Source organism: Streptomyces scabiei 87.22, from assembly GCF_000091305.1.
Classification (GTDB): domain Bacteria; phylum Actinomycetota; class Actinomycetes; order Streptomycetales; family Streptomycetaceae; genus Streptomyces; species Streptomyces scabiei.
The window spans coordinates 3,052,945-3,074,686 of sequence record NC_013929.1; the positions used below are offsets into that span (position 1 = coordinate 3,052,945).

The 21,742-nt window shown below is 72.5% G+C and carries 19 protein-coding genes and 1 pseudogene; 5 read left to right on the plus strand and 15 right to left on the minus strand.

Features of this window, described 5'->3' with window-relative positions:
* Window positions 1-120: 120 nt before the first annotated feature.
* The 3 genes and pseudogenes from SCAB_RS12725 to SCAB_RS49025 all read right to left on the minus strand — a co-directional run.
* Window positions 121-705, minus strand: a complete 585-nt coding sequence (locus SCAB_RS12725) for a YdeI/OmpD-associated family protein (protein WP_041669138.1) — start codon at window positions 703-705, stop codon at window positions 121-123.
* A 38-nt stretch (window positions 706-743) separates the two neighbouring features.
* A complete protein-coding gene (locus SCAB_RS49020) occupies window positions 744-1,037 on the minus strand; it encodes a phosphotransferase (RefSeq protein WP_267893214.1) in 294 nt (97 codons plus the stop codon).
* An 86-nt stretch (window positions 1,038-1,123) separates the two neighbouring features.
* Window positions 1,124-1,708 (minus strand): annotated as a pseudogene (locus SCAB_RS49025) (phosphotransferase); the annotation flags it as partial.
* 165 nt (window positions 1,709-1,873) lie between these two features.
* On the opposite strand from SCAB_RS49025, the gene SCAB_RS12735 reads away from it, so the two are divergent.
* The gene (locus SCAB_RS12735) at window positions 1,874-2,659 is read left to right on the plus strand and encodes a S1 family peptidase (RefSeq protein WP_013000470.1); all 786 of its coding nucleotides are present in this window, start codon (window positions 1,874-1,876) and stop codon (window positions 2,657-2,659) included.
* 141 nt (window positions 2,660-2,800) lie between these two features.
* Here SCAB_RS12735 and SCAB_RS12740 read toward each other — a convergent pair whose 3' ends face one another.
* Window positions 2,801-4,180 carry a hypothetical protein gene (locus SCAB_RS12740; RefSeq protein WP_037724730.1) on the minus strand — a complete coding sequence of 460 codons (1,380 nt, stop codon included), beginning with the start codon at window positions 4,178-4,180 and terminating at the stop codon, window positions 2,801-2,803.
* A 158-nt stretch (window positions 4,181-4,338) separates the two neighbouring features.
* Here SCAB_RS12740 and SCAB_RS12745 point away from each other — a divergent pair, with 158 nt between their 5' ends.
* Window positions 4,339-4,836, plus strand: a complete 498-nt coding sequence (locus SCAB_RS12745) for a hypothetical protein (RefSeq protein WP_013000472.1) — start codon at window positions 4,339-4,341, stop codon at window positions 4,834-4,836.
* Window positions 4,837-4,936: 100 nt separating this feature from the next.
* Here the strand turns inward: SCAB_RS12745 and cimA are convergent, their stop codons facing one another.
* The 6 genes from cimA to SCAB_RS12775 form a co-directional block, all read right to left on the minus strand.
* Window positions 4,937-6,541, minus strand: coding sequence for a citramalate synthase (gene cimA / locus SCAB_RS12750; RefSeq protein ID WP_013000473.1), 1,605 nt, complete (start codon window positions 6,539-6,541; stop codon window positions 4,937-4,939).
* A gap of 378 nt (window positions 6,542-6,919) precedes the next feature.
* Entirely contained in the window at window positions 6,920-7,456 is a 537-nt protein-coding gene (locus SCAB_RS12755) for a TetR/AcrR family transcriptional regulator (RefSeq protein WP_231885236.1), read from the minus strand.
* Window positions 7,457-7,643: 187 nt separating this feature from the next.
* Entirely contained in the window at window positions 7,644-8,690 is a 1,047-nt protein-coding gene (locus SCAB_RS12760; RefSeq protein WP_013000475.1) for an agmatine deiminase family protein, read from the minus strand.
* A gap of 12 nt (window positions 8,691-8,702) precedes the next feature.
* Window positions 8,703-10,382 (minus strand): urease subunit alpha, encoded by a 1,680-nt coding sequence (locus SCAB_RS12765; RefSeq protein WP_013000476.1) that lies wholly within the window; start codon window positions 10,380-10,382, stop codon window positions 8,703-8,705.
* On the minus strand, window positions 10,379-11,059 hold the full coding sequence (gene ureA, locus SCAB_RS12770; RefSeq protein ID WP_013000477.1) for an urease subunit gamma: 681 nt from the start codon (window positions 11,057-11,059) through the stop codon (window positions 10,379-10,381). Before ureA ends, SCAB_RS12765 begins: the two co-directional genes overlap by 4 nt.
* 130 nt (window positions 11,060-11,189) lie before the next feature.
* A complete protein-coding gene (locus SCAB_RS12775; protein WP_013000478.1) occupies window positions 11,190-11,696 on the minus strand; it encodes a hypothetical protein in 507 nt (168 codons plus the stop codon).
* 132 nt (window positions 11,697-11,828) lie between these two features.
* On the opposite strand from SCAB_RS12775, the gene SCAB_RS12780 reads away from it, so the two are divergent.
* Entirely contained in the window at window positions 11,829-13,022 is a 1,194-nt protein-coding gene (locus tag SCAB_RS12780) for a serine hydrolase domain-containing protein (RefSeq protein WP_231884987.1), read from the plus strand.
* A 73-nt stretch (window positions 13,023-13,095) separates the two neighbouring features.
* Here SCAB_RS12780 and SCAB_RS12785 read toward each other — a convergent pair whose 3' ends face one another.
* On the minus strand, window positions 13,096-14,184 hold the full coding sequence (locus SCAB_RS12785) for a branched-chain amino acid aminotransferase (protein WP_013000480.1): 1,089 nt from the start codon (window positions 14,182-14,184) through the stop codon (window positions 13,096-13,098).
* A 258-nt stretch (window positions 14,185-14,442) separates the two neighbouring features.
* Window positions 14,443-15,486, minus strand: coding sequence for a 3-isopropylmalate dehydrogenase (locus SCAB_RS12790; RefSeq protein ID WP_037724733.1), 1,044 nt, complete (start codon window positions 15,484-15,486; stop codon window positions 14,443-14,445).
* Between the two features lie 142 nt (window positions 15,487-15,628).
* Here SCAB_RS12790 and SCAB_RS12795 point away from each other — a divergent pair, with 142 nt between their 5' ends.
* Complete coding sequence (locus SCAB_RS12795; RefSeq protein ID WP_013000482.1) at window positions 15,629-17,203, plus strand: purple acid phosphatase family protein; 1,575 nt, start codon at window positions 15,629-15,631, stop codon at window positions 17,201-17,203.
* 62 nt (window positions 17,204-17,265) lie between these two features.
* On the opposite strand, the gene SCAB_RS49030 is transcribed toward SCAB_RS12795, so the two are convergent.
* From SCAB_RS49030 to SCAB_RS12805, 3 genes are all read right to left on the minus strand, one after another.
* Window positions 17,266-17,397 carry a hypothetical protein gene (locus tag SCAB_RS49030; protein ID WP_005479955.1) on the minus strand — a complete coding sequence of 44 codons (132 nt, stop codon included), beginning with the start codon at window positions 17,395-17,397 and terminating at the stop codon, window positions 17,266-17,268.
* Window positions 17,398-17,729: 332 nt separating this feature from the next.
* The gene (gene pruA, locus SCAB_RS12800; protein ID WP_013000484.1) at window positions 17,730-19,361 is read right to left on the minus strand and encodes an L-glutamate gamma-semialdehyde dehydrogenase; all 1,632 of its coding nucleotides are present in this window, start codon (window positions 19,359-19,361) and stop codon (window positions 17,730-17,732) included.
* A gap of 51 nt (window positions 19,362-19,412) precedes the next feature.
* Window positions 19,413-20,339 (minus strand): proline dehydrogenase family protein, encoded by a 927-nt coding sequence (locus SCAB_RS12805; RefSeq protein ID WP_013000485.1) that lies wholly within the window; start codon window positions 20,337-20,339, stop codon window positions 19,413-19,415.
* 107 nt (window positions 20,340-20,446) lie between these two features.
* On the opposite strand from SCAB_RS12805, the gene SCAB_RS12810 reads away from it, so the two are divergent.
* Window positions 20,447-21,670 carry a PucR family transcriptional regulator gene (locus SCAB_RS12810; RefSeq protein ID WP_078580103.1) on the plus strand — a complete coding sequence of 408 codons (1,224 nt, stop codon included), beginning with the start codon at window positions 20,447-20,449 and terminating at the stop codon, window positions 21,668-21,670.
* Window positions 21,671-21,742 lie beyond the last annotated feature (72 nt).

Consider the following 21,742-nt stretch of genomic DNA (forward strand, 5'->3'; position numbering starts at 1 on the left):
GACGCGGCGGAGCGGGACGTCGTCGCCGTGGAGACCGCCGCCGTCCTCGCCGTGCACGAAACCGCCCCCGGGCAGGGCGCGGGGCGGAGCCGAGGGGCGCCGCCCACCACCCGTTCCCCGTCAGGCCCCGTCCGGGCCCTGCGTCTCCAGGGCGGCGAGTGCCGACCGCAGCCGGGTCTCCCGGGTACGGGGAGTGCGCGCTCTGAGGAGCGTCAGCACGATGAGATACCTGTCCGTCCTGCCCAGGCGTGCGAAGGCGTCGCGGGCGGCGGGACGCCCGGCGAGGGCGACTGCCAGATCGTCGGGGACGGCCGCCTCCTTCTGCGACGCGTACGCCGCCGCCCAGCGCCCGTCCGCCCGGGCCGTGGCAACCTCCGCGAGGCCGCCGGCACGCATACGGCCGGCGGCGGTCAGTTCGGCCACCCGTCGGACGTTCACCAGCGACCAGTCGCCGCCCGGCCGCCGCGGGGTGATCCGCTGCAGGAAGTACGCCTCGTCCAGGCGGCGCCGGACGCCGGTGATCCAGCCGTGGCAGAGGGCCACGTCATTGGCCTCCCCGGCGCCGACGGAACGGATGCCGGACCCCTTCTTCGCGACCTTGACCCAGAGCCGGCGCGTGCCTGGGGCGGGATGGGCGGTCAGCCAGGCGTCGAGGTGGCCGGCGTCGGGGAACGCCAGGGCTTCCGTGTCCGCGGGAGTGGTCATGGACCGCACGGTAGGCGCGCAGCAGGACAGATCCTGACCTATACGACCGGGTCGTCCAGCACCTGGCCGATCACCCGGCGCTGCCGTCCTTCCGGGTCGGGTCCGGAGAGGCCCGCCGTGGTCACCAGGGCCTTCCACAGCGCCCAGCCACGGGCCCGGTGCCAGGTGTCGTCGGGGAGACCGGCCGCCTCACGGAAGATCTTCCGTTCCTCGCCGGTGAAGTACGTCCAGGCCATGACGAGGTCACAGGCGGGGTCGCCGACGCCGGAGGAACCGAAGTCGATGACGGCCGAGAGGGTGCCGTTCCGGGAGAGGAGGTTCCCGACGGCCACGTTGCCGTGCGCCTGGCCGTCGGCGCCGACGGCCAGGCGGACGTCAGCGCCTGCGCCCAGACGGCCCGGCAGGCGGCCACGTCGACCGCGTCCGCCAGCCGGTCCAGGGCCTGCTCGACCTCGTCGCCGTACACGCTGGGGTGGCACCCGCGGTAGTACGAGTGCCGCCCGGCCGCCGGGCCCCGGCCCGGCGGGGCCCCGCGCAGATCGCGCAGGAAGTCACCGAGGTCACGGGCCAGACGCGTCCGGTCGACGCCCGGCGCGACCTCGACCGTGTCCCCCGGGAGCCACCGGCGCACCGACCACGCGTACGGGTATCCCGCCCCCGGCGCGCCGACGGCCACCGGTTCCGGCACGGGCAGGGGCACGTGCCGGGCGAGTCCGGGCAGACAGCGGTCCTCCTTCGTCACGGCGGCGGCGTAACCCTGTGCGCTCGGCAGCCGGACGGTCAGTTCCTCGCCCAGTCTGAAGGTGCGGTTGTCCCAGCCCTGCCGGTCCACGGGCCGGACGGGCAGCTCGCTCCAGGCCGGGAACTGTGTCGAGATCAGGGCGCGTACGAGGTGGGCGGTGATGTCGATCACCGGGTCAGTCTGCGCGCCCCCGTGGCGCACGCGCACGCGGTTTTTCCGCCCTCGCGGCGGAAAACCGCCGGTGGTGACTGACTGGTTCACGACTCTTGTGCGAGGGCTTACGGCGTTCTCATAATCCTGCAACAGAAATTGACCTGGGCATGCCAGTAGGAGCGCTTTCCTGTCGCCTGCTTGGCATGCTCACGCCATATCTGCGCCTGCAGTCGTACGAGTCATCGCCTGTCACCCCCCACGGAAGGCATCACGTTGAAGCGACTCATCACCGCCCTGAAGAGATGTGCGGTCGTCGGCGCCGCCGCCCTCGCCATCGCCAGCCTGCAGCCCGTGTCCGCGGCGACCGCCGCGCCGGCGCCGGTCGTCGGCGGAACGCGCGCCGCGCAGGGCGAGTTCCCCTTCATGGTCCGCCTGTCCATGGGCTGTGGCGGCGCGCTCTACACCCAGCAGATCGTGCTCACCGCCGCGCACTGCGTGGGCGCGACCGGCAACAACACCAGCATCACGGCCACGGCGGGCGTCGTGGACCTGCAGAGCACCAGCGGCCGGGTCCAGGTCCGCTCGACCAAGGTGTACCGGGCCCCCGGCTACAACGGCACGGGCAAGGACTGGGCCCTCATCAAGCTCGCCCAGCCGATCAACCTGCCGACGCTGAAGATCGCGACCACCACGCAGTACAACACCGGTGACTTCACCGTCGCCGGCTGGGGCGCGGCCGTCGAGGGCGGTGCCCAGCAGCGGTACATGCTGAAGGCCACGGTGCCGTTCATCAGTGACTCCACCTGCCGGGCCTTCGGCGGCCTGTACAGCGGCCTCGTCCCGAGCGAGGAGATCTGCGCCGGCTACGCCGCGGGCGGCGTCGACACCTGCCAGGGCGACTCCGGCGGCCCGATGTTCCGCCGGGACAACGCCGGTGCCTGGATCCAGGTCGGCATCGTCAGCTGGGGCGACGGCTGCGCCCAGCGCAACGCCCCCGGTGTCTACAGCGAGGTGTCCACCTTCGCGTCCCAGATCGCGGCGGGTGCGGCCACGCTCTGAGCGGAGTCCCGCACCAGCTCATCCACGACGTCCACGGGTCCGGCTGCTCCCCAGCGCCGGGCCCGTGCCCGTGTGTCCGGGTCCGGAATCGGGTGCGAGGACGCGTCCGGGTCCGGGTCCGGGTCCGTCGGAGGCGGGTTCTCAGAATCCGCCGCCGAAGTCCCCGCCTCCCCCGAAGTCCCCACCGCCGCCGAAGTCGCCGCCTCCGAAGCCGCCGCCGAAGTCGTCCACGTCGAAGTCGGCGCCCGAGACGTCGCCACCGCCGTAGCCGGAGGCCGCGCCGAAGTCGCCGTAACCGGAGCCGTACATGGCCGCGTAGGACGGGGTGGCCATCATGCTGCCGAGCATCGTGCCGACGAGGAGGCCGGGGAGGAGACCGCCGCCGTAGTAGCCGCCCGCCCAGGGGCCGTAGGCCGGGCCCGCGTCCCAGTAGGGGCGACGCCCGCCGCCGGCCGTGTCCACCTCGCGGATCATGGGATCCCGGCCGTCGGAGAGACGTGCCTGATCGGCGGCGCACACCGGGACCTCACGTTCGGCGCCGAGGCCGGGGGTCCACGGGACGTCCGCGACGGACGGGCCGTGGCGGGGGTCGAAGAAGCAAGGAGCCCGGCGTTCGGGGAGGGGGCGGCCCTCCCGGCGGGCGGCGAGCTGGGCGAGACAGAAGCGGCCGTCCTCCAGGGTCCTGGTGACGGCGCGGACGTCCTCGGGCCGGACGGCCGCCGCCATCAGGGACTTGGCCTGCTCGTACGCGTCCAGGGCCCGTTCGTAGTCGGCGCGCATCGCGTCGTCCGCGCCCCGTTCGGCCGGATGGAAGTCCAGGCGGTCCAGTTCCTCGCCGAAGGCCGTGATGTCCTCGTCCACCACGACGGCGAGCCGGGCCAGTGCCTCGCGGCGTTCCTCCTCCTTGCGGCGGCGGTTGCGGCGCACCAGCGCGTACGCGCCCACGCCGCCCGCCGCGACGACCGCGCCCGCCACCGCCAGCGCGCCCGTGTCCACGCCCTGGTCGCCACCGCTCCAGCTCACCGGGGCCGTGCCGCCGGGGTTGCTGCGCAGGGCGTCGTCCACGAAGTCGTTGAGCTGGGCCTTCGGCTCGTCGACGCCCTGGACCGCGGAGACCAGGTTCGCCACGGTCTGCCGGCTCAGCACACTGCTGTCGGCTCGGGCGTCGAAGCGGTCGCCGAGGCGGACGGCGTACAGGCCGGTCACTCCGGTCGCGGTGCGGAGGTTGCGGAAGAGGTCCTGGGTCGGGTAGCCGGCCGGGAGCACCGCCACGAGGACCGGCTCGTCGGCGTCCTGGATCTTGTCGGCGAGGGCGTCGGCGTCCGCCCGGGAGAGCAGGCCGGAGGCGGCCGGGTCGACGTAGACGGGGCTCTCGCGCAGGGCCGCGGCCACGGTGGAGAGATCGGTGGCCGCGTGCGCGCCCGGCGCGGCGACCGTCAGCACCGCGAGGGCGGCGAGCGCCATGGCGGCGAACGGCATCATGAGGAGGCGGAACAGACGTCGGACCGGTGCGCCTTTCATACCTTCGAAGCTACCTCGATCGGCGCGCGAACGGACGATCCCGGTCCGTGACCCGATGGGAGCCGTCCGTCGACTTGGGCGGGCGCCCGGACGGCTGTACAACCGTTCGAGACGGGTGCGGCGCACGCACTCGGGACGACGGAAGTACGGGGGGCGCGATGCTGCGGAGAGTTCTCGCGATCATGGGCGCGGTGGGCGGAGCGGTGCTGTTGAGCGGCTGCGGACCCGAGGTCCTGCCGCTGGCCGGCGTGACGGTGGACGACGCCGGATCGCCCCGGATCCTGGTCCGGCCGTGCGGGGACGCCGGCTACACGGCGCCGGCGCTCACGGGCTGGGCCGGCTCCTGGGAGGACGAGCCCGGCGCGGACGAGACGGACACCACGGTCTGGGAGACGGACGGCGAGTGGTCGGGGGACGCGGATTTCCCGCTCTTCTCACCGCCGGCCGCGTGGGACGCCGAGACCCGGGGCGAGCAGCGGCTGCTCCCGGGCCACACCTACGCGTTCACGTTCTACGGCCACACCGACGACCAGGTGAACGGTGCCGTGACCTTCACCGGCTCCGACCTCGCGAGGCTGAAGCCGGGACGCGTGTGGGCCGACGACCGGGTCATGAGCGCGAAGGAGTTCGAGGAGCGCACCGAGCGGGCCTGCTGACGGCTCCGGGCCGCGGGCGCCTCCCCGGCGACGGCCCCGGTGACCTCCCCGGCGGCACCCCGGACGGACCTTCGCCGCGTCCGTCCGGGGTGCCCGTCGGTCACTCCGCCGGTTCCACACCCGCCCGCAGCAGCCCGTACGTGTAGGCGTCCTCCAGCGCCTGCCACGACGCGGCGATCACGTTGTCGGCGACCCCGACCGTGGACCACTCGCCCGTGCCGTCCGTCGTGGAGATGAGGACGCGGGTCGTGGAGTTGGTGCCGTGCTTGCCCTCCAGGATGCGCACCTTGTAGTCGACCAGCTCCAGCTTGGCGAGCTGGGGGTAGATCTTCTCCAGGGCGACCCGCAGGGCGCGGTCGAGGGCGTTGACCGGGCCGTTGCCCTCGGCCGTGGCGACGATGCGCTCGCTCCTGGACCACAGCTTGACGGTGGCCTCGTTGGCGTGGCTGCCGTCGGGGCGGTCCTCGACGATGGCCCGCCATGACTCGGTGCGGAAGTACCGCTGCGGCTTGCCCGCGACCTCGTCGCGCAGCAGGATCTCGAAGCTCGCGTCGGCGGCCTCGTAGGTGTAGCCCTTGAGTTCGCGCTCCTTGACCCGCTCGACGACCCGGCCCACCAGCTCGCGGTCGTCGCCGAGGTCGACGCCCAGCTCCTTGCCCTTGAGCTCGATGGAGGCGCGGCCCGCCATGTCGGAGACGAGCATCCGCATGGTGTTGCCGACCTGCTCGGGGTCGATGTGCTGGTACAGGTCCGGGTCGACCTTGATCGCGGAGGCGTGCAGGCCGGCCTTGTGCGCGAAGGCGGAGACACCGACGTACGGCTGGTGGGTGGAGGGGGTGAGGTTGACGACCTCGGCGATGGCGTGCGAGATGCGGGTCATGTCGCGCAGGCGGCCGTCGGGGAGGACCTTCTTGCCGTACTTCAGTTCCAGGGCGGCGACGACCGGGAAGAGGTTGGCGTTGCCGACGCGCTCGCCGTAGCCGTTGGCGGTGCACTGGACGTGGGTGGCGCCGGCGTCGACGGCGGCCAGGGTGTTGGCGACCGCGCAGCCGGTGTCGTCCTGGGCGTGGATGCCGAGGCGGGCGCCCGTGTCGGCGAGGACGGTGGCGACGACGGCCTGGACCTGGGCCGGCAGCATGCCGCCGTTGGTGTCGCAGAGGATCACGACGTCGGCGCCGGCCTCGGAGGCGGTGCGGACGACGGCCTTGGCGTACTCGGGGTTGGCGCGGTAGCCGTCGAAGAAGTGCTCGCAGTCGACGAAGACCCGGCGGCCCTGCGCGCGCAGGTGGGAGACGGTGTCGCGGACCATCTCCAGGTTCTCGTCGAGGGTGGTGCGCAGGGCCAGTTCCACATGACGGTCGTGGGACTTGGCGACCAGGGTGATCACCGGCGCGCCGGAGTCGAGCAGGGCCTTGACCTGCGGGTCCTCGCTCGCCCTGCCACCAGCGCGGCGGGTGGCGCCGAACGCGACCAGCTGGGCGTGCCGGAAGTCGATCTCCTTCTGGGCGCGGGCGAAGAACTCGGTGTCGCGCGGGTTCGCACCGGGCCAGCCGCCCTCGATGAAGCCGACGCCGAAGTCGTCCAGGTGCCGTGCGATGGCCAGCTTGTCCGCGACCGTGAGGTTGATGCCCTCACGCTGGGCGCCGTCGCGCAGGGTGGTGTCGAAGACGTGGAACGAGTCGTCGAGTTCGCTGGTTTCCGTCATGGTGTCAAGGCTCCTGCTGTTGGATCCCGCTGGATCTCGGTCTGTACCGGAATGACCGGCTCCACCGTCCCCAATGATCCCTCGCGCTGCGCTCCCGGCTGAAGGTGGGCCAGAAAAGCGAAAAACCCCTCGCGGGTGCGAGAGGTCTGCGCGCGGGTCGAGAACGACGGTGTCCGCCCGTACCTGGTCGTACGTGGCGGTCACTGCGGACCGGCGCGCCTGCTGCCAATAATCATGGCGAACGAGAGCACGGGGGCAGTCTGGCACACACCGGTCCCGCGCTCACCGTCCGTCTCAGGATGCGAACAGCGTGCTGATCACCCGCCGGGACCGGGTCCTGGCCGCCGGACCCGGGGCGCGCTGGGGGCGCGGCCCGGCTCAGCCCAGGGACTCGTCGAGGAACTCCCGCACGTGCGCCAGGATCCGGGCGCGGTCCGTCCCGCGCAGTCCGATGGCCACATGGATGGAGAAGCCGTCGAGCAGGGCCCGCAGCCGCGCGGCGAACCGGTCCGGGTCGACCGCGCGGAACTCCCCCTTCGACACGCCTTCCGCGAGCAGGGCCACCAGGTCGCGGTGCCAGGCGCCCTCGATGGCGGCCTGGCGGTCGCGGGCGTCGTCGTCGGCGTTCTGCGACCGGTTCCAGACCTCCAGCCAGAGGGTCCAGTGGGGGTCGCGGTGGCCGTCGGGCACGTACAGGTCGACGTACGCCGCCAGCCGCTCGCGGACGGTCCCCGGGCGGGTGAGCAGCCGGGCGCGCTCCGCGCCGAGCCGGCCCTCGCTCCACTCCAGGGTCCGCAGCAGCAGCTCGTCCTTGGAGCGGAAGTAGTAGAGGAGATGGCCGCTGCTCATCCCGACCTCCCGGCCGAGCGCCGCCATGGTGAGCTTCTCCAGCCCCCGCTCGGCGATCATTCCCATGGCCGCTTCGAGCACGTCCTCGCGGGGCGGGGCGCTGCCGCGTCGACGGGCGCCGCCCCGGCGGTCCGGCGGAGCCTGCGGCAGGTCCGGTGACGGGTGTGCGGACGCGTCCGGGGCGGTGTCCGGGATCGCGTCCGGCGACAGGTTCCGTGGCGGGGGCGGTGGTGGCGTGGTCATCGTGACGTTTCTACCCGATGGCCGTCCTCGGCTGCTGCTGGGTGACGCAGTGGATGCCTCCGCCGCCCGCGAAGAGCGTGCGGGCGTCGACGAGCGTGACCGTCCGCTCCGGGAACAGCCGGCGGAAGATGCCGGCGGCGGTCTCGTCGCGCGGATCGTCGAAGCCGCACAGGACGACTCCGCCGTTGCAGAGGTAGTGGTTGATGTAGGAGTAGTCCGCCCAGCGGCCGTCGGCCTCCAGCACGGTCGGGGCCGGGACCTCCACCACCTCCAGGCGCCGCCCGCGCGCGTCGGTCGCGGCCCGGAGCAGCCCGATGATCTCCCGGGTGATCTCGTGGTCGGGGTGGGCGGGGTCCGGCTGGGAGTGGGCGACGACCACGCCGGGGCGCGCGAAGGCCGCCACGATGTCGACATGGCCGAGCGTGCCGAAGCCGTCCGGGGGATAGTCGCCGGTGAGGCCGCGCGGCAGCCAGATCGCCCTGCTGGTGCCGAGGTGGGCGTGGATCTCCGCCTCGGCCTCCTCACGGGTCCAGCCGGGGTTGCGCTCCGGGCCGAGCTGCACGGTCTCGGTGAGCAGCACGGTGCCCTCGCCGTCGACATGGATCGCCCCGCCCTCGTTGACGAGCTTCGAGGTGTACGTCCGCGCGCCCGCGAGGTCCGCGACCTGCCCGGCGATCTCGGCGTCGTGCTCCCAGCGGGCCCAGGGCTGGGCTCCCCAGCCGTTGAACGTCCAGTCGACGGCGGCGAGTTCGCGCCCGTTCGTGAGGAAGGTCGGCCCGATGTCCCGCATCCAGGCGTCGTCCAGCGGGCGTTCGACGGTGTCGACGTCCTCGCCGAGCAGTGCGCGCGCCTGCCGCGACTGCCCCGGCCCGCACACCACGGTCACGGGTTCGAAGCGGCGGACGGCACGGGCGACCGTCGCCCAGGCGAGCCGGGCCTCCGCGAGGTCCACGGGGTCCTCGAAGGTCGGGTTCGGTCCGGGCCACGCCATCCAGGTGCGCTCGTGCGGAGCCCACTCGGGCGGCATGCGGAAACCGTCGGCGGCGGGTGTGGTCATGGGGGCGGCTCCTCAGAGGAAGTACAGGCGGTTGAGGGAGACCGACTCGGCGGGCTCGGAGTGCAGCGGCTCGCCGTCGAGGGTGACCAGGCCGGTGCGCTGGTCCACGTCGACGGATCCGGTGCGGGAGTTGAGCCGCAGGTCGGCCGGGCCGATCCCGCGCGTGCCGCGCACGGCGACCCTGCGTCGCCGGGTGGGCATCGAGTCGCCCCCCTGGTCGAGGGCGGCCCGGGCGACGAAAGCGACGGAGAGGTCGGCCGGGGTGGCGCCGTGCGCCCCGAACTGCGGCCCCAGCACGAGGGGTTCGCAGGTGTCGGTGGCCGCGTTCGGGTCACCGACGACGCCGTACGCCGGGAAGCCGGACTTGAGCACGAGCTGGGGCTTGGCCCCGAAGTACTCCGGCCGCCACAGCACGAGGTCCGCCAGCTTGCCGACCTCGATCGAGCCGATCTCGTGCGCGAGGCCGTGGGCGATGGCGGGGTTGACGGTCAGCTTGGCGATGTAGCGCAGGACGCGCTCGTTGTCGTGGCCCTCGTCCGGGGCGCCCCGCTCGGCCTTCATCTTCGCGGCCATCGCGAAGGTCCGGCGGACGGTCTCCCCCGCGCGGCCCATGCCCTGCGCGTCCGAGGAGGTGATGCCGATGGCGCCCAGGTCGTGCAGGACGTCCTCGGCCCCCATGGTCCCCGCGCGGATGCGGTCGCGGGCCAGGGCCGCGTCGCCGGGCAGGTCGGTCTTCAGTCCGTGGGCGGCGACGATCATCCCGTAGTGCTCGGCGACGGCGTCCCGGCCGAAGGGCAGGGTGGGGTTGGTGGAGGAGCCGATGACGTTCGGGACGCCGGCCATCTTCAGGACGTTCGGCACGTGCCCGCCGCCGCAGCCCTCGATGTGGAAGGCGTGGACCGTACGCCCCTCCAGCACCCGCAGGGTGTCCTCGACCGACAGGCACTCGTTCAGCCCGTCGCTGTGCAGGGCGACCTGGACGTCGTGCTCCTCGGCGACGCGCAGCGCCGTGTCCAGCGCCCGGGTGTGGGCGCCCATGTCCTCGTGCACCTTGAAACCACTGGCCCCGCCCTCGGCGAGCGCCTCCACCAGCGGGGCGTCGCCGGAGGAGGAACCCCGGGCGAGGAAGCCGATGTTGACCGGCCAGGCGTCGAAGGCGTTGAAGGCGTGGCGCAGCGCCCAGGGCGAGTTGACCCCGACGCCCCAGACGGGCCCGAACTCCTGCCCGATGATCGTCGTCACGCCGGAGGCGAGCGACGCCTCCATGATCCGCGGCGAAAGGAGGTGGACATGGGTGTCGACGGCACCGGCGGTGGCGATCAGCCCCTCGCCGGACACGATGGACGTGCCCGTCCCGACGACCACGTCGACCCCGTCGAGGGTGTCGGGGTTCCCGGCCCGCCCGATCGCGCTGATCCGGCCCTCCCGGATGCCGATCGACACCTTGCGGATGCCCTGCACCGCGTCGATCACCACGACGTTGCTGATCACGACGTCGCAGGTCTCCCGGACGGCGGCCGCCTTGAGGTGCAGCCCGTCCCGCGCGGTCTTCCCGAAGCCGGCCAGGAACTCGTCGCCGTACCGCTGGGAGTCCGACTCGATCCGGATCACGAGCCCCGAGTCGCCGAGCCGGATCCGGTCGCCGGCCCGGGGGCCGTGGGTGGCGGCGTACGCGTACGGATCGACGCTCATCGGTCCGCCCCCAGGTATCCGCAGGCGGCGGCCCGGTGCAGGGCCTCCTCCCTGGCGCCCGGCGCGTCCAGCTCCCCGTCGACGAGACCGGCGAACCCGATCGCGACGCGGTCGCCCCCGATCGGCACGAGCCCGACCTCGACCCGCTCCCCCGGCCCGAACCGCACCGAGGACCCGGCGGGGACCGCGAGCCGCATCCCGTACGCCGCCGCCCGAGCGAAGTCGAGCCGCGGGTTGGCCTCGAAGAAGTGGAAGTGGGAGGTGACCGAGACGGGCACGCCGGCGGTGTTGGTGACCGTCAGCCGCACGACGGCACCGGGATCCGCGTGCGCCGCGCCCGGCAGGAGCCCGCCGGGGCCCTGGTCCCCCGGTGCGCCGCCGACCGGGTCGGGGACCACGGCGAGCCGTGACCCGTCCTCGAACACCGCCTCGACGTGCACCTCCCTGACGACGTCCGCGACGCCCGGCAGCACGTCGTCGGGGCCGAGCAGGCTCCGCGCCCGGTCGATCGCCTCGGCGAGCCGCAGCCCGTCCCGCGCCGCCTCGCACACGGCGTCGGCGACGAGGGCGGTCGTCTCGGGCACGTTCAGCCGCAGGCCGCGCGCACGACGGGCCCGGGCCAGCTCGGCGGCGCCGAAGAGGAGCAGGCGGTCGCGTTCGGTGGGGGTCAGTCGCATGCGGCGACACCTCCTTGCGGTCCAGGGTTTAGAGCGTCACTCTAAACACGGAACACAGGAAGGGGAAGGGCAGGGAGGTTTTGCCTGAAGAATCAGCCCTCGACGAAGCCTGACCTGTTCGAGCAGCGCTCTATTGACCGTGCGAGATGCCGTACACCGTCGGCGGCTGACGGACCTCCTCGTCCTCGGTGAGCGCGCCCGAGGTCAGGGCCCCGCCCAGAAGCGCGGTGAGCGAGACCGCCGCGACGGCGAGGAGGGCCCGGCGCCGGGGCCGGAACGGACGCGGACGCGCGGCGCTCACGCCGCTCACGCCGCTCACGGCCGGGGCCTCTCCCCGGGCCACCTCCCGGACCTCCTCCGGGCCGCACGCGATCCGGCGTCGGGCGTCCGTCCACGCCTCGGCCTCGGCCCCCCTGAGTCCACAGGCCGCGACGAACGCGGCCACCGGCTCCTCCCGGGGCAGGCGTTCCCGGCCGAGCATGGTCGCCGCCGTGGAGTGGGGCAGGACGTGGCCCGCTTCGGCGGCCCGGCGCTCCAGCCGTCGGTAGCTCAGACCGGACCAGGCCTTGAGGCGCCTGAGGCCCGCGACGAAGGCGGCGGGGTCGGTGTCGGGCGGTGTGGGAGGTGCGGTGGTCATCGGATTCCCCCTCGGTGAGCTGGACATACACGGACTCGTACAAGCTCGAACACCTCCACAGCTTGAGGAGGCGGGAGATCGGCGGTCAACCTCGGTGCGCGTCGCCCCGTGCCGAGACCACCGGGAGGTCATATGGGTCCGCCCCACCGTTCGCCCCGCCGCTCGCCCCGCCGTTCGCCCGAGCCCCGTACGAGGGCCAGAAGTGCCGCACTGTTCGCGGCGGCACTGGCACTCGGCGTGCTCGCTCCCCTGCACGCTCCCCTCCCCGTCGGCGGGCCGGCGGCCCATGCCGGGCCGCCCGGCGGCGACACGTCGATCGCCGGCTTCGTCCGGCGCACACTGCCGCGGGACGGCGGCGGCACCGTGCTCGCCGCGCGCGGCGACGAACTGGCGTACTGCGCGGGCTTCGGCACGGCGGACCGCGCGGCCGGCATCGCGGCGAGCTGCCGCACGGTCTACGACGTCATGTCGATGACCAAGCAGTTCACGGCGGCGGCGATCCTGAAGCTGGAGGTGATGGGCCGGCTGCGGGTGACCGACCGGATCGGCCGGCACCTGGGACCGGTACCGCGGGACAAGCGCGGGATCACGGTCGAGCATCTGCTCACCCACACCTCCGGCCTCGTCGAGGGGCTCGGCGACGACTACGACCCCGTCTCGCGCGAGGAGCTGGTGCGCGGGGCGCTGGCCTCGAAGCTCCGCTCCGCGCCGGGCGCGGAGTTCCACTACTCCAACACCGGCTACAGCCTGCTCGCCGCGATCGTGGAGAAGGCGTCGGGAGAGGGCTACGAGGCGTTCCTGGCCCGGCACCTGTTCGCGCCGGCCGGGATGAGGCGGACCGGGTACGTGCTGCCCCGGTGGCCGCGGCGGCTCGTCGCGGTGGAGTACGACGACCGGGGGCGCAGCCGGGGCAGGCCCTTCGACCATCCCTGGGCCGCCGACGGGCCGTACTGGAACCTGCGGGGCAACGGCGGGATGCTCTCGACCGCCGAGGACGTGTTCCGCTGGCACCGCGCGCTGCTGGGCGAGGAGGTCCTGCCGGCGCGGGCCCGGGACAAGCTGTTCGAGCCGCGTGTCCGGGAGCCCGGCTCGACGAGTTCGTACGGCTACGGCTGGAGCGTGACCGACACCCCGGACGGCCCCTTCGCCTGGCACGACGGCGGCAACGACTGGTCCCTGGGCCTCCTCGGCCGCTCCCCGGCCGACGGTGTCCTCGTCTTCTGGATCAGCAACCAGGCGTCCCGGGCGGGCGAGTGGAACCTGGAGGACGTGGCGCAGGAGCTGACCCTGGGGCTGGTGGAACGGGTGCGAGCGGAGGGGGCGTGAGGGACCACGCCGCCGAACGGGCGCGAGGAGCGGCGGCCGACCGGGCGGACCGGCCCGGTCGGCCGCGGCGTGCTCAGCCCAGCTCGTGCATCCAGCCGTGCTTGTCCTCCACCGTGCCGCGCTGGATGTTCAGCAGCGCCTCACGGAGCTTGAGGGTGACGGGGCCGGGCTCGCCGGCGGACTGCTGCCAGCTGGCGCCGGTGCGCTTGACCGTACCGACGGGGGTGATGACGGCGGCCGTACCGCAGGCGAAGACCTCGGTGAGGGCACCGCTCTCGGAGTCGGCCTGCCACTGGTCGATGGAGATCCGGCCCTCCTCGGCGGCGTAGCCGAGGTCGGCGGCGACGGTGAGGAGCGAGTCACGGGTGACTCCCTCCAGGATCGACCCGGTGAGGGTGGGCGTGACGATGCGGTCGCCGTACACGAAGTACAGGTTCATGCCGCCCAGCTCCTCGACCCACGTGCGTTCGACCGCGTCGAGGTAGCAGACCTGGGCGCAGCCCTCGGCGGCGGCCTCGGCCTGGGCGAGCAGGGAGGCGGCGTAGTTGCCGCCGGTCTTGGCGTCGCCCATGCCGCCGGGGACGGCGCGGACGTGGTCCTCGGAGACCCAGATGGAGACGGGCCGCACACCTCCGGGGAAGTAGGCGCCGGCCGGGGAGGCGATGACCAGGAAGAGGTACTCGTTGGCGGGCTTGACGCCCAGGCCGACCTCGGTGGCGATCATGAAGGGGCGCAGGTAGAGGGACTCCTCGCCGCCGTGGGCCGGGACCCACGCCTGGTCCTGGCGCACCAGTGCGTCACAGGCCTCGATGAACGTCTCGACCGGCAGTTCCGGCATGCCGAGCCGCCGGGCGGAGGAGCGGAAGCGCTGGGCGTTCTTCTCGGGCCGGAAGGTGGCGACGGATCCGTCCGGCTGCCGGTAGGCCTTCAGACCCTCGAAGATCTCCTGCGCGTAGTGCAGGACCATGGTGGCCGGGTCGAGGGAGAGCGGCGCGTACGGAACGAGCTGGCCGTCGTGCCAGCCGCGGCCCTCCGTCCACTTGATGACGACCATGTGGTCGGTGAAGTGGCGGCCGAAGCCGGGGTCGGCCAGGATCGCCTCGCGCTGCGCGTCGGAGAGTGGCGAGGCCGAGGGCTTGAGCTCGATCGTGGGCGTCGTCATGAGTGGTTGTCCTTCACCGGTTGTGTGTGACGGGCCGCGCTCACGTCCGCACTGCCGACGGCGACTGCTTGGACGTCCGAGCATTGCCTCATTCGGCGGCTCCGCGTTCGATTATCGCAAGCGGAGTCGGCGGAAGAAAACGGCGTGAATGCGACCCAGGGTTGATGGTGACACCCGGCGGGACCTTGGGGAAGCCATACGGAAGCCGCCGGGTGCTGGTGCGACCCGGCGGCTTCGAAAGATTTCGAGTGGCGCGGGTCAGCCGGCTACTCGTACGGCGAGGGCGTCGCCGATCTCGTCCGTCGAACGGGCGGGCTTGCCGACGCGCTCCGCGAGGTCGGCGGAGACGGCCTCCTCGATCCGCGCGGCCTCGGCCTCGTGGCCGAGGTGGCGCAGGAGCAGGGCGACGGACAGGACCGTGGCGGAGGGGTCGGCCTTGCCCTGGCCGGCGATGTCCGGGGCCGAGCCGTGCACGGGCTCGAACATGGACGGGAACTCGCCCGAGGGGTTGATGTTGCCGGAGGCCGCGACGCCGATGCCGCCGGAGACGGCCGCGGCGAGGTCGGTGATGATGTCGCCGAAGAGGTTGTCGGTGACGATCACGTCGAAGCGGGCGGGGTCGGTGACGAGGTAGATCGTCGCCGCGTCCACGTGGATGTAGTCGGTGGTGACCTCGGGGAACTCCTCGGCCACCTTGGTGAAGATGTTCGTCCACAGATGACCGGCGAAGGTCAGCACGTTGTTCTTGTGGACGAGGGTGAGCTTCTTGCGCGGGCGGGCCTGGGCGCGGGCGAAGGCGTCTCGGACCACGCGCTCGACACCGAAGGCCGTGTTCACGGAGACCTCGGTGGCGACCTCGTGCTCGGTGCCCTTGCGGATCGTGCCGCCGTTGCCGGTGTACGGGCCCTCGGTGCCCTCGCGGACCACGACGAAGTCGATCTCGGGCTGGCCGGCCAGCGGGGTGGCGACACCCGGGAGCAGCTTCGAGGGACGCAGGTTCACATGGTGGTCGAAGGCGAAGCGGAGCTTGAGCAGGAAGCCGCGCTCCAGGACCCCGGAGGGGACGCTCGGGTCGCCGATCGCGCCCAGCAGGATCGCGTCGTGCTGCTTCAGCGCGTCGAGGTCGGCCTCGGTGAGGGTCTCACCGGTGGCGTGATAGCGCTGGGCGCCGAAGTCGTACTCCTTGGTCTCCAGCTTCACGTCCTGCGGAAGGACGGCGGAGAGGACCTTGAGCCCCTGGGCCACGACTTCCCTGCCGATGCCGTCACCGGGGATCACTGCGAGATTGAGGCTGCGAGACATGACGGCACCGTACTCCTTGTCCCAGGGGATGACATGGGGTGTCCGCGATACGGACGAGGGGCACGGTGGCGCTGCTCACACGTCACCACGCGTTCACCCGTATGCGGGGCGGGCGTTGGGATTCGCTGGGAACTTCGTTCTCATGGATATACCCGACTTCGGCATCCCGCCGCAGCTCGCGCGCCGCATGAGCATGGCCGAGCAGCACGAGTACCTGCGTACGAAGCTGACGCGGCGCCGCACGCTGGTCACGGCGGGCTCGCTGGCGGCGGGCGGACTGCTCACCGGCTGCGGCGGCTCCGGTTCGCCGGAGTCGACGCCCTCGACGACCTCCGCCGCCTCGCCCGCCACCTCCCGGGCACCGGGCTCGGCCGTCGTCCCCTTCGGCCGACATCTGGCCTTCGGCGGCGACCCCCGGACGCAGATGCGGATCTCCTGGCAGGTGCCGCTCGCGGTGCGCAAGCCGTACGTGCGGGTGGGCCTGCGGCCCGAGGAGCTGAGCCGGAAGATCGACGCCGAGGTCCGCGACCTGCACACACCGGGGGTGGAGGGCGTCCGCCTGGAGCTGGAGCAGTACTACCTGCACGCGGCCCTGGACGGCCTGCGCCCCGGCACGACGTACTACTACGGCGTCGGTCACGAGGGCTTCGACCCGGCGGCCCCGGCCCACCGCTCGACGATCGGCACCTTCCGCACGGCTCCCGCCACGCCGGAAAAATTCGTGTTCACCGCGTTCGGCGACCAGGGCGTCGGCAAGGCGGCGGCCGCCAACGACCACCTGATCGTCCGCCAGAAGCCCGCCTTCCACCTGCACGCCGGAGACATCTGCTACGCGGACGGCAACGGCAAGGGGGTGGAGTCGGACGGCTACGACCCCGGGTTCTGGGACCTGTTCCTCAAGCAGAACGAGCAGGTGGCCCGGTCCGTGCCGTGGATGGTGACGACCGGCAACCACGACATGGAGGCCTGGTACTCACCGGACGGCTACGGCGGCCAGCTCGCCCGCTGGTCCCTCCCGGACACCGGCTTCGATCCCCGTTCGGCGCCGGGGGTGTACGCGTTCACCTACGGCAACGTCGGCTTCGTGGCGCTGGACGCGAACGACGTCTCGTACGAGATCCCGGCCAACCTCGGCCACTCCGGCGGCCGGCAGACCGCGTGGCTGGACCGGAAGCTCGGGGAGCTGCGGGCGGCGAAGGGCGTCGACTTCATCGTCGTCTTCTTCCACCACTGCGCCTACTCCACGTCCTCGCACGCCTCCGACGGAGGCGTCCGGAGGAGCTGGCTGCCGCTGTTCGCGAAGCACCAGGTGGACCTGGTGATCAACGGCCACAACCACGTCTACGAGCGGACCGACGCCGTCAAGGGCGGAGCGGTCGGCAGGGAGGTGCCGATCGGGGCGACGACCGACCCGACCCGGGACGGCATCGTGTACGTCACGGCGGGCGGGGGCGGGCGGGATCTGTACGGCTTCCCGTCCGGTGTGAAGGAGAGCTACGAGGGGCACGTCACCCGCCACGACGCCGTCGAGACCTTCGAGTGGACGAAGTCCCGCCGGTCGAAGGCGGAGACGGTGGAGTGGTCACGGGTGCGCTACCGGGGCTTCTCCCTGCTCTCGGTGGAGGCCGAGAGCGGTTCGCGGCCGGCCCTGAAGGTGTCGGCGCTGGCCCAGGACGGCGAGCGGATCGACCACTTCGAGGTGCGGCGCGGCGCGTGAGCCGTCCCGCTCACGGCCGCACCGCACCCCGACACGGGTGCGGCTCCCGGCCGGGAGGGGGCTCAGTGCCCCGTCGAACCGCCGTTGTCCCGGCGGTCGAGGGCGCGCTGGAGGGCGGCGGCGGCGTTCTTGCGGTCGGACTCGGTGGTCCGGGAAACGTGGCGGACTCGGCGGCGGACGGTCGTCTCGGCCATGGGGAATCGACTCCTTCGAGGCAATCCGGAGTTCGGAAACGGGCGGTGTACGAGACGCCGGAAGGGGCGGGGAGCGGGGCCGCAGGGGTTGCCTGCCTAGGGCTCCGGCTCACGACCGCCATTCGCTGGATCGAGCGAGACGTTCGGCTCCTACAAAGCTAGGTGAGGTAGGCGCATCTGTCTCCACAGTTAGTCGGACTTCCTACTATCTGAGACGGTGGATTGGGTCACACGCGGTTGACCTGGCCTTTTCACTTCCGTCACATGGCGACGCCCCCGGTCCCGGGTGACGGGATCGGGGGCGTCGGACGGCGCCGGGCCGGGCGTACGGGTCAGCCCATGTGCGGGTAGGTGTAGTCGGTCGGCGGGACCAGGGTCTCCTTGATGGCGCGGGTCAGGGTCCAGCGCATCAGGTTCTGCGGGGCCCCGGCCTTGTCGTTGGTCCCCGAGGCGCGGCCGCCGCCGAAGGGCTGCTGGCCGACGACGGCGCCGGTGGACTTGTCGTTGATGTAGAAGTTGCCGGCCGCGTAGCGCAGCTTCTCCATCGTGTACGCGGCGGCCGCGCGGTCGCCCGAGATCACCGAACCCGTCAGGGCGTAGGCGGACACCGACTCCATCTGGGTCAGCATCTCCTCGTACCGGTCGTCCTCGTACACGTGCACGGCGAGGAAGGGGCCGAAGTACTCAGTGGTGAAGACCTCGTTGGCGGGGTCGGTGCACTCGACGACGGTCGGGCGCACGAAGTAGCCGACCGAGTCGTCGTAGGTGCCGCCGGCGACGATCGTGCAGGCCGGGTCGGCCTGGGCGCGGTCGATGGCGGCCTTGTTCTTGGCGAAGGAGCGTTCGTCGATGACGGCGCCGATGAAGTGGGACAGGTCGGTGACGTCGCCCATGGTCAGGGAGTCGACCTCGGCGGCGAACTCCTCCTTGAAGCCGGAGTTCCAGATCGACGCCGGGATGTACGCCCGCGAGGTCGCGCTGCACTTCTGGCCCTGGTACTCGAAGGCGCCCCGGGTGAGGGCGGTCTTCAGGATCGCGCGGTCGGCGGACGGGTGGGCGACCACGAAGTCCTTGCCGCCGGTCTCGCCGACCAGCCGCGGGTACGAGCGGTACTTCTCGATGTTCGCGCCGACCGTCTTCCACAGGTACTGGAAGGTCTTCGTCGAGCCGGTGAAGTGGATGCCGGCCAGGTCGCGGTGCTCCAGCGCGACCTCGGACACCTCGATGCCGTCGCCGGTCACAAGGTTGATGACGCCCTTGGGCAGGCCCGCCTCCTCCAGCAGCCGCATGAGCAGCACGGCGGCGTGGGTCTGCGTGGGGCTCGGCTTCCAGACCACCACGTTGCCCATGAGGGCCGGGGCGGTCGGCAGGTTGCCCGCGATGGCGGTGAAGTTGAAGGGGGTGATCGCGTAGACGAAGCCTTCGAGCGGGCGGTGGTCGAGCCGGTTCCAGACGCCCGGGGAGTTGGCCGGGGGCTGCTCGGCGAGCAGGTCACGGGCGTACTTGACGTTGAAGCGCCAGAAGTCGACCAGCTCGCAGGGGCAGTCGATCTCGGCCTGCTGGGCGGTCTTCGACTGGCCGAGCATGGTGGAGGCGGCCAGCGTCTCGCGCCAGGGGCCGGCGAGCAGCTCGGCGGCGCGCAGGATGATCGCGGCGCGGTCGTCGAAGGACATCGCGCGCCAGGCGGGCGCGGCGGCGAGGGCGGCGTCGATCGCGTCCTGGGCGTCCTGCCGGGTCGCGTTGGCATAGGTGCCGAGGCGGGCCTTGTGGTGGTGCGGCTGGACGACGTCGAAGCGGTCGCCGCCGCCCATCCGCTTCTCCCCGCCGATGGTCATCGGCAGGTCGACCGGGTTCTCGGCCAGCTCCTTCAGCCTGACCTCCAGCCGGGCCCGTTCGGGTGAGCCGGGGGCATAGCCGTGCACCGGCTCGTTGACGGGGGCGGGGACCTGGGTCACAGCGTCCATGGGTTCCGTAACTCCTTAACTGAGCGGTGTGTGGCGAGCCGTCGTGCCGGCTCAGCCCTTGCTGACCATCGAGCGGACGAAGAAGCGCAGGTTCGCCGGCTTCTCCGCGAGGCGCCGCATGAAATAGCCGTACCAGTCGGTGCCGTAGGCGGTGTAGACGCGCATCCGGTGTCCTTCGGCGGCGAGCCGGAGATGTTCGTCGCCGCGGATGCCGTACAGCATCTGGAACTCGTACTCGTCGAGCTTGCGTCCGGCGCGGTGGGCGAGTTCCTGGGCGATGGAGATCAGGCGGGGGTCGTGGGACCCGATCATCGGGTACCCCTTCCCCTCCATGAGGATCTTCAGGACGCGTACGTACGCCTTGTCGATCTCGGCCTTCTGCTGGAAGGCGACCTCGGCGGGCTCCTTGTAGGCGCCCTTCACCAGCCGCACCCGGCTGCCGTTCGCGGCGAGACGGCGGGCGTCGGCCTCGGTGCGGAAGAGGTACGCCTGGATGACGCAGCCGGTCCGCGGGAAGTCCCGGCGCAGTTCGTCGTGGATGGCGAACATCGAGTCGAGGGTGGTGTGGTCCTCGGCGTCCAGGGTGACCGTGGTGCCGATCGCGGCGGCGGCCTCGACGACCGGCCGGATGCCCGCGAGGGCCAGCTCGTGTCCGCCGGGCAGGGCCTGGCCGAAGAGGGAGAGCTTGACGGACATCTCGGCGCGCTCGCCGAGCCCCAGCTCCTCCAGCCGGCCGATCAGCTCCAGATAGGCGTCGCGGGCCGCGAACGCCTGCTCCGGACGGGTGATGTCCTCGCCGACGACGTCCAGGGTCACGTCGAGGCCCTTGCCGGTGAGGTCCAGGACGACCGGGACGATGTCGTCGACCCGCTCACCGGGGATGAACCGGTCGACGACCTGCCTGGTCACGGGCGCCGCGGAGACCAGACGTCGAATCCGGTCGCTGCGCGACGCGGCGAGAATCACGGGACCCAGCACGGGGCACCTCCACAGACCAGCAGACAGAACCACCGTGAAACCTAAGGATCCCGCCGATCCCCGGCCATCGACAGCTGTCACGCATCCGTGCCGCAGATCTCAGACAGATGTATGAAGGGTCCGGGCGCGTACGGGAGAATGCCCCTGTGACGCCGGAACCCGCAACGCCCCACCCGGTGGGTGACTACCAGGACCTCGTCGACGAGATCTCCGAGCTGCTCGGCGCCCCGGCGACGCTGGAGAACCGCGACTTCGAGCTGATCGCCTTCGGCGCGTACGACAGCGAGGGCGATCTCGATCCCTCGGCCCTGGACCCGGTCCGCACCCGCTCGATCCTGACCCGCCGCTCGACGACGGCGGTGCGGGAGTGGTTCGAGGGCTTCGGCATCACCCGGGCGACGGCACCGGTCCGCATCCCGCCGACCCCGGCCGCGGGGGTCCTCCGGGGCCGTGTCTGCCTGCCCGTACGCCATCGGAGTGTCGTGCTCGGCTACGTCTGGCTCCTGGACGGCGACCCTGGCCCCACCGACGCCCAGCTCTCCGCCGCGATGGCGGTCGCCGCGCGGATCGGCGCCCTCCTCGCCGACGAGGCCCAGGCGGGCGCCGACCTCACCCGGGAGCTGCGCGCGGTCCTGACCGCCGGGCGCGACTGGGAGCGCGACATGGCGGTGGCGGAGCTGCGCAGCGCGCTCGGCCCGCGCGGCGACGGGGTCCACGCGATGGTGTGCGTGGCCCCCTGGCCGTCCGCCGGCGAGGACGACGCCCCCTCCTTCCGTACGGTGCCGGGGGCGGCCGCGCTGTGCACGGTGCCGTGGGGGGCGGCCGGCCGGGGCCTGGCCCTGCTGGTACGGCTGCGCTCGGCGGACGTGCCGGCCCCGGCGCTCACGGCCGCCGCCCGGCTCCTGGAGCGCGCGGGCGCGCACGCGGCGGCGGGTGTCTCGGGCGCCCGCGCGGGCCTCGCCGAGCTGGGCACCGACTGGCGGGAGGCCGCGGCGGCGGCCCGGGCCGCGCTCGCGGAGCCGCGGCTCGGCCCGGTCGCCGAGTGGCGCTCCATCGGCCCGTACCGGCTGCTGACCGCCCTCCCGCCCGGCGCCCCCGGGGACCCCGCCGTGCGCCCGCTCCTCACCCCCGCCCACCGCGAACTCGCCCACACCGCCGAGGTGTTCCTCGATCACGCGGGCCAGGCGGGCCGCACCGCCGCCGAGCTGGGCATCCACCGCCAGACCCTCTACTACCGGCTCTCCCGCGTCGAGAAGCTCACGGGCCTCAGTCTGACCGACGGCGAGGACCGGCTGCTGCTGCACATGGCACTGAAGGGGGCCCGGCTGTGACGCCGGGGCGGCGGTCGCTCGTGCCGTGACGCGCCAACTCCGAACCGCATGCACACAACAACCTTTAGGCTG